The 11,921-nt window shown below is 64.4% G+C and carries 12 protein-coding genes, 1 tRNA gene and 1 pseudogene; 3 read left to right on the top strand and 11 right to left on the bottom strand.

What is annotated here, in order from left to right:
- Positions 1-143: 143 nt before the first annotated feature.
- Positions 144-1,514, bottom strand: coding sequence for a cystathionine beta-synthase (locus ABD235_RS30545; protein WP_344180445.1), 1,371 nt, complete (start codon positions 1,512-1,514; stop codon positions 144-146).
- A 78-nt stretch (positions 1,515-1,592) separates the two neighbouring features.
- Between ABD235_RS30545 and ABD235_RS30550 the strand changes: the two genes are divergently transcribed.
- On the top strand, positions 1,593-2,636 hold the full coding sequence (locus ABD235_RS30550; protein ID WP_344180446.1) for an SGNH/GDSL hydrolase family protein: 1,044 nt from the start codon (positions 1,593-1,595) through the stop codon (positions 2,634-2,636).
- 178 nt (positions 2,637-2,814) lie between these two features.
- Positions 2,815-3,045, top strand: coding sequence for a DUF4287 domain-containing protein (locus tag ABD235_RS30555; protein WP_184797718.1), 231 nt, complete (start codon positions 2,815-2,817; stop codon positions 3,043-3,045).
- 80 nt (positions 3,046-3,125) lie between these two features.
- Here the strand turns inward: ABD235_RS30555 and ABD235_RS30560 are convergent, their stop codons facing one another.
- From ABD235_RS30560 to ABD235_RS30590, 7 genes are all read right to left on the bottom strand, one after another.
- Complete coding sequence (locus tag ABD235_RS30560) at positions 3,126-3,509, bottom strand: ester cyclase (protein ID WP_344180450.1); 384 nt, start codon at positions 3,507-3,509, stop codon at positions 3,126-3,128.
- 120 nt (positions 3,510-3,629) lie between these two features.
- Positions 3,630-4,469, bottom strand: a complete 840-nt coding sequence (locus ABD235_RS30565) for a Bax inhibitor-1/YccA family protein (protein ID WP_344180451.1) — start codon at positions 4,467-4,469, stop codon at positions 3,630-3,632.
- Positions 4,470-4,628: 159 nt separating this feature from the next.
- The gene (locus ABD235_RS30570; RefSeq protein WP_344180453.1) at positions 4,629-4,982 is read right to left on the bottom strand and encodes a cupin domain-containing protein; all 354 of its coding nucleotides are present in this window, start codon (positions 4,980-4,982) and stop codon (positions 4,629-4,631) included.
- 69 nt (positions 4,983-5,051) lie between these two features.
- Complete coding sequence (locus ABD235_RS30575) at positions 5,052-5,852, bottom strand: SDR family oxidoreductase (RefSeq protein WP_344180455.1); 801 nt, start codon at positions 5,850-5,852, stop codon at positions 5,052-5,054.
- 74 nt (positions 5,853-5,926) lie between these two features.
- The gene (locus tag ABD235_RS30580) at positions 5,927-6,487 is read right to left on the bottom strand and encodes a dienelactone hydrolase family protein (protein ID WP_344180457.1); all 561 of its coding nucleotides are present in this window, start codon (positions 6,485-6,487) and stop codon (positions 5,927-5,929) included.
- Positions 6,488-6,552: 65 nt separating this feature from the next.
- Entirely contained in the window at positions 6,553-7,020 is a 468-nt protein-coding gene (locus ABD235_RS30585) for an AAA family ATPase (RefSeq protein WP_344180459.1), read from the bottom strand.
- A complete protein-coding gene (locus tag ABD235_RS30590; RefSeq protein ID WP_344180461.1) occupies positions 7,021-7,281 on the bottom strand; it encodes a hypothetical protein in 261 nt (86 codons plus the stop codon).
- Between the two features lie 62 nt (positions 7,282-7,343).
- Here ABD235_RS30590 and ABD235_RS30595 point away from each other — a divergent pair.
- Positions 7,344-7,426 (top strand) — tRNA-Leu (locus ABD235_RS30595).
- Between the two features lie 796 nt (positions 7,427-8,222).
- Here the strand turns inward: ABD235_RS30595 and ABD235_RS30600 are convergent.
- The 3 genes and pseudogenes from ABD235_RS30600 to ABD235_RS39955 all read right to left on the bottom strand — a co-directional run.
- Positions 8,223-9,992 (bottom strand): UvrD-helicase domain-containing protein, encoded by a 1,770-nt coding sequence (locus ABD235_RS30600; protein ID WP_344180463.1) that lies wholly within the window; start codon positions 9,990-9,992, stop codon positions 8,223-8,225.
- Positions 9,976-11,211 carry an ATP-dependent nuclease gene (locus ABD235_RS30605; protein WP_344180465.1) on the bottom strand — a complete coding sequence of 412 codons (1,236 nt, stop codon included), beginning with the start codon at positions 11,209-11,211 and terminating at the stop codon, positions 9,976-9,978. The genes ABD235_RS30600 and ABD235_RS30605 overlap by 17 nt, the downstream gene beginning before the upstream one ends.
- A 303-nt stretch (positions 11,212-11,514) precedes the next feature.
- Positions 11,515-11,700, bottom strand: a pseudogene (locus tag ABD235_RS39955) (AAA family ATPase); the annotation flags it as partial.
- Positions 11,701-11,921: the final 221 nt, after the last annotated feature.

Here is an 11,921-nt window from a genome sequence, read left to right on the forward strand (position 1 = left end):
TTCCGCGCAGCACCATGGTTGCTATGAACATCATTCAGATCTTGAGCGCAGTCGTCATCGTCGGCGGTGTCGTGATCACCGCCCTGATCGCCATCGTCCCGACGCTCGTCGACCGCTAGGGCCGCCGCTGCGGCCCTGGCGGATCAGACGGTCAGGTGGGCCAGCAGGTCCTGCCGGGTCAGGACGCCGACCGGCTTGCCATCGTCCAGCACCATCAGCGCGTCCCGGCCCTCCAGCAGCGCGACCGCCTTCGCGACCTCCTCGCCGGCCCCCAGCGACGGCAGTGCCTCGTCCATGTGCAGCTCGACGATGTCGGCCAGCCGGGCCTTGCCCGTGTACAGCGCGTCCATCAGCGTCTTGGCCGACACCGACCCGGCCACCTCGGCCGCCATCACCGGCGGCTCGGCCCGGACCACCGGCATCTGCGAGACGCTGTACTCGCGCAGGATCTCGATCGCCTCGGCGATCGTCTCGTGCGGGTGGGTGTGCACCAGCGGCGGCATGCTGCCGTCCTTGCCGGCCAGCACCTCGCCGAGCGTCGTGCCCTGCCGGCTGTGCGCGAGGAAGCCGTACTGCGCCAGCCAGTCGTCGTTGAACACCTTGGTCAGGTAGCCCCGGCCGCCGTCCGGCAGCAGCACGACGATCACCGCGTCGGGGTCGTCGATCTCCTGGGCCAGCCGGATCGCAGCGGCCGCCGCCATCCCGGCCGAGCCGCCGACCAGCATCGCCTCTTCACGGGCCAGCCGCCGGGTGATCGCGAACGAGTCCGCGTCCGAGACCTCGATGATCCGGTCGGCGATGGTCTTGTCGTAGGTCTCCGGCCAGAAGTCCTCACCGACGCCCTCGACCAGGTACGGCCGGCCGGAGCCGCCGGAGTAGACCGAGCCCTCCGGGTCCGCGCCGATGACCTGCACCTTGCCGCCGGAGACCTCCTTGAGGTACTTGCCGGTGCCGCTGATCGTGCCGCCGGTGCCGACGCCCGCGACGAAGTGCGTGATCTTGCCCTCGGTCTGCTCCCAGATCTCCGGGCCGGTCGACTCGTAGTGCGAGATCGGGTTGTTCACGTTGGCGTACTGGTTCGGCTTCCAGGCGCCCTCGATCTCGCGGACCAGCCGGTCGGAGACGTTGTAGTAGGAGTCCGGGTGCTCCGGCGCGACCGCGGTCGGGCAGACCACGACCTCCGCGCCGTACGCCTTGAGCACGTTGCGCTTGTCCTCGCTGACCTTGTCAGGGCAGACGAAGACGCACTTGTAGCCCTTCTGCTGGGCCACCATCGCCAGCCCGACGCCGGTGTTGCCCGACGTCGGCTCGACGATCGTGCCGCCGGGCTTGAGCTCGCCGGAGGCCTCCGCGGCCTCGACCATCCGGACCGCGATCCGGTCCTTCACCGAGCCGCCGGGGTTGAAGTACTCGACCTTGGCGAGGACGAGCGGCTTGGCGCCGTCGGTCGTCTTCGTCAGGCGTACCAGCGGGGTGTTGCCGACCAGGTCCAGGAGTGAGTTCGCGTAGCGCACGGATCTCACTGTATGGGACGCCGCGTGTTTCCCCCTATTTCACTTGCTTCAACGCTACTGCGTGTAATCCTTGGGGGTATGAGCACAGCCCGGGCCGCGAAGCGACTGGCCCAGGCCGCAGCCTTCGGTGGTGGGGGACTAGGACTGATCGGGGCGACGCTGTACGGCGTACTGACCGCGGAGGCGCGGTACGCCAAGCGCGTGATCGGCCCGATGAAGGCTCACCCGGCCAAGGGCGACGGTCTGTACGGCCGGTATCCAGGTCATCCGATCACGCTCGCGATGATCGGAGACTCCAGCGCGGCCGGATACGGAACGTCGTCACCCGACGAGACCCCCGGCGTCCTGCTGGCCTGCGGTCTGGCCGAGCTGGCCAAGCGCCCGGTCCGGCTGGTCGACGTGTCGAAGGTCGGGGCGAAGTCCACCGACCTCGCGCCGCAGATCGACACCGCGTTGCTGTCCGGCCCGCACGTCGCCGCGATCCTGATCGGCGTGAACGACGTGAAGGCGCAGATGCCGCCGTCGGTCTCGGTCCGGCTGCTCGACCACGCCGTCCGGCGGCTGCGGGCGGCGAACTGCGAGGTGGTCGTAGGCACCTGCCCCGATCTCGGCGTGGTCCGGCCGATCATGCCGCCGCTGCGGCAGGTCGCCCGGTCCTGGAGCCAGCGGCTCGCGGCCGCGCAGACGATCGCCGTGGTCGAGGCCGGCGGGCGATCGGTCTCGATGGGGTCGCTGCTCAACGAGGCGTTCCGGACCGACCCGCAGATGTTCGGGCCGGACCGGTTCCACCCGTCCGTCACCGGGTACGCCGCGGCCGCCGCGGCGCTGCTGCCGTCGGTCGCCGCGGCGATGGGTGTCGGGACGGAGTCGTTCGTCCAGCCCGAGGCCTTCCGTGGTGAGGCCGTGCTCCCGATCGCGGAGGCCGCCGTACAGGCTGTGCGGACCGCGGGCACTGAGGTCGCCGCGACCGAGGTCGCCGGGCGCGAGCGTGGACCGCGTGGCCGTTGGGCGCAGCTCCGGCACCGGCGCCGGCACCCGAAGGCCGACATCGAACGCGTCGACGACCCCGCCGACGAGCGCGGGCCCGAAGCCGGCAAGTCGATGGTCGGTTCGCCGTCCTGACCGGACTTTCGGCCGGTGGTCCGGATCGGTGCCGACGGCCCGGATCGCCGTACTGGAAGGGTTGTCGCGCGATCGTGCGTCCGCTGAGCGGCGACTTTCATCAAGAGGGCCTTGCCTGCACGGGCTTCGTGATGCACAGTCGATAACAACCGCACGACCCCGACGACGGGAGGCGACGATGGGCCTGAACCACTCCGAGGAAACCCACAAACGTCTGGTGGAGAAGGTGCCCCAGTGCACCGGACGCGAGATGACCGAGTGGTTCGGCCTGATGAACGACGGACCGTCGTTCTCACGCTTCGACGACAGGGTGAGATGGCTTTCCAGCGAGTACGCCCTCGCGCACGGGCACGCCACAGCCATCGTTCACGAATACGACCTGGTCAAAGCGCACCGGCGAATGGGCTGACGAGCCGAACAGGAGCCAGTTTTTTGCCGCGGGCCTGCCCTTTCAGGTGGAGGGGCAGGCCCGTTGTGCGTCCCGGCCCGTCAGTTCCGCAGCCGCGCGTTGTCGGCGGTGCCCTCGACCTCGACGATCAGTCCGTCGACGATGCGGTACAGGTCGAACTCGTCGGTCTCGACGCGTGACCCGTCCCCGTCCGCGCCGAGGAACTCCCAGTGCCGCGTACCGGTGTCGTACAGGTGGACGGCCAGCCACTCCCCCTCGTGGATCGCGCGGCGCAGCTCCCACCGGTAGTCGGGGAAGATCATCGTCGTCCGCCGGACGTCCGCGACGTACTGCGCGCGGGTCCGCTCGGCGCCGTTGACCAGCACCTGGTCCGCGACGTACGAGCCGAGCTCGTCCCAGTCGCGCCGGTTGCACGCGTCCAAGTAGTCCTGGTACCGACGAACGATCTCGTCCCGCGTGGTCATCTTCCGATTGTGACCGCTGGGCGTTCAGAAGTCGCGGTCCTCGGGCCCGGCGGCGCGCGTCGGGCCGGAACGACAGAAGGGCCGATCCCCCACCCGGGGACCGGCCCTTCTGCTGGTTCGCTAGTTGTCGCCGCGCAGGATCGCGAGGATCCGGAGCAGGTTCCAGTACAGCCAGACCAGGGTGACGGTCAGGCCGAACGCGGCCCGCCAGGCCTCGTTCTGCGGGGCGCCGTGCTTGACGCCCTGCTCGATCATGTCGAAGTCGAGGATCAGGTTGAACACCGCCAGGCCGGCGCCGAGCGCGGCGAACAGCAGGCCCATCGGGCCGAAGCCGCCGATGCCGGAGTTGAAGCCGAACAGGCTGGCGATGAAGTTGATCAGGATCACGCCCGCGAAGCCCATCGTCGCGATGATCACCATCTTGGTGAACCGCGGCGTGACCTTGATCGCGAAGTACTTGTACGTCGCCAGCGTCATCCCGGCCGTCACCATCGTGGCCAGCACGGCCTGCACGACGATGCCCGAGTCACCCACCCAGTTGGCGATGAACTTGCTGCCGATGCCCAGGAATACACCCTCGGCGGCGGCGTACAGCATCACCAGGACCGGGTTGATCTTGCGCGAGAACGACAGCACCATCGCCAGGGCGAACGCGACCAGCGCGCCACCCAGGAAGGCCGGCGTGACCAGATTGGTCGGGACCTTCCACCACGCCAGCGCGGCGAAGACGACCACCACACCGAGCGTGATCGACGTCTTGACGATCACGTCGTCCAACGTCATCGGCCGGCTGTCGGCGGACTGGTACTGCTGCTGCGGCGGCATACCCGGCCCGCCGTAGCCCTGGCCAGGCTGGCCGTAGGGACCCGGCTGACCGTACGGAGCGGCCCCGGGGTAGGCCTGGCCCTGGCCAGGCGCGAACGCACTCGACCGGTTCAGAACCGGGTTACTGCTCTGCATGTCATCCTCCTGATGAACCCACTGTGGGTCGTACCGGAATAGTACGGTCCCACCCTTAACAACTGCTGAGGAACAACCCAGTGTTCCCCAACCGAAACCCCTGCGGCTGAAGCAGTTGCGAAGGCCAACAGATCAGTCACCAATACGTCGTACCGCGGGCTACTCCAGCCACTCGGTCTCGAACGTCGCGTTGGCGTGGATGTGCACGGCCTCGTAGCCCCCGGGCCCGGTCTTGAACTTGTGGGGTGTGTCGGCCGGCACGACCAGGATCTGCCCGGCCCGGCCGACCACCTCGGTGCCGTCGACGGTGAAGGTCGCCGAGCCGCGCCGGATGATGAACGTCTCGGCGTACGGGTGCTTGTGCAGCCGCGGCCCGACGCCTTCCTGCGTGGTCGCCTCGAGGATGATCGAGATGCCGGCGCCGCCGGGCAGCTCCTCGTAGTTCTCGGTCCAGTCCTCGCCGTCGTCGCGCCCGTCCGCGCGGTTGACGACGAGCTCGCTCAGGTCGGTCATCGGTTCGTCCCCTCCTGGTGGCGTTTCCGGCACGGTACTGCGCGGCCGGACCACCGGAGAGCCTTTCGATCAGGCCTTCACGCCGGCATTCACGTCGGCGTTCACCTCGGCGTTCACGAAGTCCTCCCAGGTCCGGCCGGTCCCGTGCCCGGGCGACAGGTTCGCGCCCGCCCGGTACGCCGCGGCCGCTTTGCCCGGCGTGCGCATCGGCAGCATCATCCGCCGCTTGCCGACCGCCTGCAGGTAGACCTTCATCATCTCCTTGAACGTGTACGTCCGCGGCCCGGCGATGTCCTCGACCTGACCCTGCGGCTCGGTCAGGGCCAGCTCCACCAGCCGCTCGGCCACCGCCGCCGCGTCGACCGGCTGGATCTTGAACCCGCTCGGCCCGGGCACGACCGGCAGCTTGGCCAGCTGCTCGGCCACGGTGAAGGTCAGCTCGTGGAACTGGGTCGCGCGCAGGTTCGTCCACGGAATCCCGGACCGCTCGATGATCAACTCCGCGCCGCGCTTGCCGGCGAAGTACCCGAACATCTTCTGGTCGAGGCCGCTGACCACCGGGATCGTGTTGGCGCCGACGACGGAGATGTTGACGACGTGCCGGACGCCGGCCGGGACCGCCGCCGCGATCAGGTTCTTGGCCTTCACGTCGTCGCCCTTCGCGGATCCCGCGCAGTGCACGATCGTGTCGACGCCGCGCACGGCCTGGTCGACACCCTCACCGGTCTCGAGATCGCCGACCATGACCTGCACCCCATCGTACGGCGCCTTGTCGCTGCGGCTCAGCACCCGCACGTCGCGGCCCGCGTCCAGCAGCCCGCGAACGACCTTGCGCCCCAGCGTGCCGGTTCCGCCAGTCACCAGAATCATCGTCGTACTCCCATCGCATCGGCCCGGTGTTTCCGGGTTTCATCAGTGCGACGGATCTCGCCGGGAAAGTGTGACTAGCGAGTTTCGAGGAACTTCAGCACGCGCTCGGTGAGCAGCTTCGCGGCCTGCTCGTCGTACGACGGCAGCGAGCTGTCGGCGAACAGGTGCTGGTCGCCGTCGTACAGGAAGAGCTCGCCGCCCTCGGCGACCAGCGCCTTCGCCGCGTCGGCGTCCTCGAGGTAGAACTCGTCCCTCTCCATCGCGTGGATCTGCAGCGGGAGTCCTGTGGGCCAGGCCCCGAACTCCTCCGCCGGCAGCGCCGAGTCGAAGAACAGCGCGCCTCTGGCTGCGGGTCGCGTCTGCGCGAGCTGCTGAGCCGGTACGACGCCGAGCGAGAATCCGGCGTACACCAACTCGTTTGTCAGCGTCTCTGCGGCTTTCACGCCACGCGCGGCGATCTCCGCGAACCCGACGCTCTTGACGTAGGCCATGCCCTCTTCGATCGACCCGAACGTCCGGCCCTCGAACAGATCCGGCGTGTGCACCGTGTGCCCAGCCTCGCGGAGCTCCCCCGCGAACGCCCGCACGCCGTCCGTCAGCCCTTGCGAATGATGAAACAGCAGAACCTCAGCCATGACCGTCCTCTTCTTCGTCGTCGCGTCTGATGATCCGCAACCCTAGAACGATCCATATATCTGGATCAATACCCGGCGAGTTGCTCCAGCCGGTCCACGACGTCGTCCAGCGGTCCGGACGTGTCGATCTCATGGTCGGCTGAAGCTCGCAGGAGCGGCTCCACAACTTGCAGATGCTCCAGCACGAGCGCTCGCTCCTCGGCCGACTTGCCGTACGGGTTGTCGCCGCGCTCCTCGATCCGCTGCAGCATCACTTCAGCCCGCGCACGCAGCAGCACCACCTTGTCGAACCGTGGGTAGAACTCGCCTTGATTGCTCTTGCACCCGGCAACGAACAGGTCTTCGTGCTCGTCGAGAAGCTTGTTGATCGCCTGAGGCCGCCAAACCCAATCTCTGTGGCCCCGGTCGTCGGTCACCCACTCACACCACTCGTCGGTGTCGGTGTCCACGGTGGCGTACCCCTTCGCGGCCAACACCCGAAGCACCGTCGACTTCCCGGTGCCCGACATCCCCGTCACCAAGACCCGCGCCACTCAGCGGTCCAGCAGTTGATTCAGTACGTCGCCCGCCTCGTCGTACCCAGCGTCCGAGATCCGCTGCAGCTCGATCAGATCCTTCCGCGCCGCCGCCCGCCGAGTCAGCAACTCCCCCGCCTTCTCGGACCCCTCGTCCAGCAACTCACTCAACTCGTCGAGATCGTCCCGCGCATCAGCCAGCTCCGCGAGCCGGTCCATCGCCTTCTCGTTCCCCTCGTCGGCCAGCGCCCGCAGCGTCTCCCGATCAGCATCCGTCATACCGCCGATTCAACACCCCACACCGCCGGACCAGCTTGTATCGTCATTCCCTGCGCACCCCAGCCCGGGTGGCGGAACGGCAGACGCAGCGAGCTTAAACCTCGCGGACCGAAAGGTTGTACGGGTTCGAATCCCGTCCCGGGCACAGGCGTCGCCCACGCGTGCTGCGTGCGCGCTTTCTTCGTCGCTTCGCTCCTCAGCGCGCGCACTACGCCCGCTCCCACCCGCCCCCGGCTTGGCGCCGTGGCTTCTTTTGGCCGGCTGGCGCCGGCAGTTGCGGGCTGGCGCCCGCGTGCGCGCTGGCGCGCGATCAACCACCCGGCCTGCTCCCTTTCGGACCTCGCCGGCCGCGATCACACCTCGCAGCCGCAAGGCGCACATGTTCGAACCCCGTCCCGGGCACAGGCCTCACCCACGCGCGATCGACCACTCAGCCTGACCTGATCCGGGCATCGTCGGCCGAGACCACCTCGCAACCGAAACGCGAACGGGATCGAACGGTCGCGGACCCCGGCCCAGCCCACGCGTGCTCCCCGCACGCTTCCTTCGCCGCTGCCCTCCCTCAGCGCACGCACCATGCCCGCTCCATCAGCTGCGGCTTGGGGCCGGCAGTTCCGGGCTATCGCCCGCGCTTCCGCACGGAGTACGCGCTAGCGCGATCGAACACCTGGCCTGCCCGCTCCGGACATCCGCAGTCGAATCCAGACCTCGCATCCGCAAGGTCTTCCGGGTTCAAATCCCGCCGCCACACCAGGCAAGCCAACGCGTGCTCTGCGCGCGCTTCCTTCGCCGCTGCGCCCCTCACCGGACGCACTACGCTCGCTCCCAACCAACTCCGGCTTGGCGCCGCACCTTCCTCCGGCCTGCGACCGCCCGCACCTGTGCTGTGGGGTAACGCGCGACTTATCGCCCGGCTGGACCTGGTCGGCCCAGCCCTCGGACTAGGCCGACACGTCTAGCCCTTCTACGGTGAATCCCACACTTCTGAAAGCCTCGAGCGTTGCGACAGACGTGTCGGACGGGATCGCTAGACGACAGACACGCTCAGCCCTGGTGAGGGCGACATACACGATCCGAAGTTCCTCGTCAGCGACGTGCTGAGCTTTCGATTCAGTCTGCCGGCGAATCGCCGACGCCCACTCGTCAGCCTGCAACGCTCCGTCATATCGTTCCACGTGGTCGACTACTAGTAGAACACCACCAATCGACATACCTTTGACACCGTGGATGGTGTCGAGGCGAAGCCCGTCGGACCTGCCGGGTTGGACAGCCTCTTCCAACGGCAGCTCCGCATTTGTTGCGCTAATACGGAGCCTAGTAGAGATCCGATCGCGGACCCCGGCATCCCCTCCGACCAATTGTGCCGCACTCACAATAATGCTTGTTGCCGAGTTGACCCACTCTCCTAACAGGCCCTCCGACGGAGGAAGATTATCAACCACGAACATTGCAGCATCCCTCAGCGACTCAGATCGTTCCACTGTTCGGGATGCTTGGGCCTCGCCAAATGCGACGTTTACGATAAGATCTTCTAGATTCCGCAGTTGTCGCAACGCAGGTGCCTGATGATCCAAACGCGCAACGTCGAGGCACAACCGTATCGACGGTGTGAAACCAGGGCGACTCGGTCTACCACTTAATGAATCTAGCAGCCGATTATTCCGTGCAATCACCGCACCATGAGAAGGTGAAATTTCGAACTGCTTCAAGTAGGAAGAGAAATCATCCGGAATTAAGGCGAGCCTCTCAGGCTCGTAGAGCATTACAGATGGTTGGATGTTTGCGTTCGCAGCGGGCCCAACTGCCGAATCGGGCGTTTCGAGGCCGCGGAAGTTCGCGGCAACATTGCAAATGCGTTGGGATGAACGATGATTCTCGGTCAAGCGATATTCTACAAGCCCGATCTGGGACGCCAATCCTAGGCACGACTTCCTGCTCGCACCCTTGAACTCATATATAGATTGATCGAAATCGCCAACCAAGAACAATGACGACAACCCAGCACCTGCGATCAATCTCAAGCACTCTATTTGAAACCCACTGGTATCTTGCGCCTCGTCGACAATAATTTCGTCAAACCGAGCTGCCACTGCAGAACGGACGTCAGGGAATTTCTCCAAGGTGAGCATGCACCAGTACATGGCCTCATCAACTTGCACCACCCCTGATCGCGCTTCCTCGACCTTACCTGCGGTCGCCTCCGCCCGCATTGCCTCGCTTAACGCAGCACGCTTGAGGAAAAGTCCGTTTGGGTACCGGCCCTCAAAAGTCAAGGAGGAGTCAACATGGAACTCAAAATCATCCAGCGCTAGGCGATGCTCTTTGAAGCGCAAAAACCTTTCACCTGACTCCACCCTGACCGCAGGGGGGACTGAGCACCCCATAACCAAATGCGAGAATGGACGGAAAACATATTTCAGCAAGAAACTATGCAGTGTACCGACGTAATGTTGGTCCGCAAGGCGCGCACCATAGTCCCGCGCCAGCGTTCCGCGCATCTCGTCGGCGGCCACATTGGTATACGTTACTAGAGCCACTCGCAGGCCGTCGGCATCGAGAACAGCCGCCCGAGCGCCGACCGACCTAGTCTTACCAGCTCCTGGACAGGCCGTTACCAGCCTCCCGCCCCCGGCGAGCATTGTCTGCTGCTGCATCTCAGATAAGAGAACCGCAGCTTGCTGTCGTCGCTTTTCGCTATTCATCGACATCATCGTCTACGAATGTCACGGCTGGGATCACCCATCGAATGGCGTCCGCGAGATAGAGTGGGATTTTCGAAAGGTGAATTTCTGAAGTAGCTAGTTCGGCCGCAAGGGATTGCGCAAAGGTGCCCTTGTGTTTCCCCACCGCATCTAAGAACGCGTCCGCCCAACCTGTGGTCGGAGCTTCACTCTTCTCTAACTCCTTCGCCTTGATCGGGCGCACAGACCGCAACGCCTTCACGAGAGCAGGACGATTAGCACCATCTCCCGCGAAGGCGAGGTCCCATTCAAACGTTCTCTTCGCGAGAAACGCTTTGACTCTACCTTCAGGTTGCTCTGCCAACTTCTTCGCCATCGCCGACGGATTAATGTCCGTAGGATCGAATTCACCTTCAAAAGTAGGATCACTGTCGCTGATGATCGCACAATTGAAAGGCAGGCCACCATCGCGAAACAGGGAATTGAACGCAGCGAAATTGAGGCCTCCAACATTCACGACTGTAATTCCATGCTGCGACAATGGAGCTCCGAGCTTAAATGCTATCTGCGGAACCACCAACTGCTCAGCGATACCCTCGACTAGAATTACACCCTTGGAGAATAGGAGAGAAGACTTTGTGACATCTAGAAAGCGCCGGAGGAATGCGAGGTCCTTTTCCTCGATGCCCATGCCGCCGAGATGGAAGGCAGCGCGGGTACTCGTCGATGTCTCCGCAAGCACAGTCATACGCTCTACTCTGGCGGACGAGGCAAACTGCGGCGAGTGGGTTGTTAAGATGACCTGCGTATCACCAGCAGCTTGCTCTTCGAGATAGCGCATCAGCAGGTCCTGAAGCTGTGGATGTAAGTGCGCCTCGGGTTCTTCTACTAACAAGAGCTGCAGGGGAGCTTCGTCAGCGTTCTTCAAAACAGCCAATAATACAGCCATATACAGAATATTATTGAATCCCAAACCGTTCTCTTCAAGATCGAGCGGGGCATGTCGCCCCATAAGCGCTCGGAGAGTTGAAATGATTCGGTCATACTTCGCCGGCGAGAACCGCAAATCCGACTGTTGGGCGTAGGGCCCCGGCCCCGTTAGCGATGCGAGGCTTCCAAGAATTGCCGCCTTTGCGTTGCCGACAGCATTCACCTTCGCGAGGGATGCGTTCGCTGCATCAACGATCTTCTCCAGCTCTGCCCTGTCTACGCCGTCAGCATCTGTAAATGCACTGATTAGACCAGTCAACCGGTTATTCACCCCGGGTCTGAGGTCCCGCGCCGCGTCCCTCAAGGGATGCAGATAGACGTGCCGGATTGCTGTTCTTGCGAACGACTCCACATCATTTCCGAGATCACCACCGGACCACTCAGTGGTGATGCGCTCGTTATCGTCGAGTCGAGCCGTAAGTGTTAGTTTCGCACTGTCCTGAGAGATTGATGGGGTCAGACAGGTAGCCAGTCGACCTCGTTCAGTTCCGGTAAGCCCGCGGAGTTCCAAGGCTATCGAGAGCTCTGTCGCAACCCGATCTCCTCGACCGTCGTGAGAGAAATCTTGGACGGAGACGGACGTGCGTGTTCGATAGTCATGATATGGAGACGTAGCTATCCGCAAGGCGTCGACTATCGTCGACTTACCGATGTTGTTTTCACCAGCAATAATCGAGAGAGGCCCACTCAGAGCGACCCTAGTATCTAGACCTCGGAATCCTGCCAGCGTGATGGCTGAGATGTACATTTCCCCCCAAAGATCCGCCCCATGGTGAAACTGCCTCGCGGCACCCCGATCACGGATCGTAGCCTCTCATCGACTATGTGGTCCAGGGTTACTATCGCCTACCAAACTGACAACGTCCTTGCACCTTCAGGACGGACCCACCTTGCCGGTGGTGAGTCAAACTCATACCTCGCAGCCGAAACGCGTCCGGGTTCGAGTGCCACGCGGCGCACGCGTAGTCA

It is taken from the genome of Kribbella lupini (assembly GCF_039529595.1).
Lineage (GTDB): Bacteria > Actinomycetota > Actinomycetes > Propionibacteriales > Kribbellaceae > Kribbella > Kribbella lupini.

Bases quoted from the DNA above. Each gene is read 5' to 3' on its own strand.
- ABD235_RS30590 (WP_344180461.1), bottom strand. From the start codon at position 7,281: ATGACGGATGCTGATCGGGAGACGCTGCGGGCGCTGGCCGACGAGGGG.
- ABD235_RS30550 (WP_344180446.1), top strand. From the start codon at position 1,593: ATGAGCACAGCCCGGGCCGCGAAGCGACTGGCCCAGGCCGCAGCCTTC.
- ABD235_RS30555 (WP_184797718.1), top strand. From the start codon at position 2,815: ATGGGCCTGAACCACTCCGAGGAAACCCACAAACGTCTGGTGGAGAAG.
- ABD235_RS30575 (WP_344180455.1), bottom strand. From the start codon at position 5,852: ATGATTCTGGTGACTGGCGGAACCGGCACGCTGGGGCGCAAGGTCGTT.
- ABD235_RS30600 (WP_344180463.1), bottom strand. From the start codon at position 9,992: ATGATGTCGATGAATAGCGAAAAGCGACGACAGCAAGCTGCGGTTCTC.
- ABD235_RS30570 (WP_344180453.1), bottom strand. From the start codon at position 4,982: ATGACCGACCTGAGCGAGCTCGTCGTCAACCGCGCGGACGGGCGCGAC.
- ABD235_RS30580 (WP_344180457.1), bottom strand. From the start codon at position 6,487: ATGGCTGAGGTTCTGCTGTTTCATCATTCGCAAGGGCTGACGGACGGC.
- ABD235_RS30560 (WP_344180450.1), bottom strand. From the start codon at position 3,509: ATGACCACGCGGGACGAGATCGTTCGTCGGTACCAGGACTACTTGGAC.
- ABD235_RS30565 (WP_344180451.1), bottom strand. From the start codon at position 4,469: ATGCAGAGCAGTAACCCGGTTCTGAACCGGTCGAGTGCGTTCGCGCCT.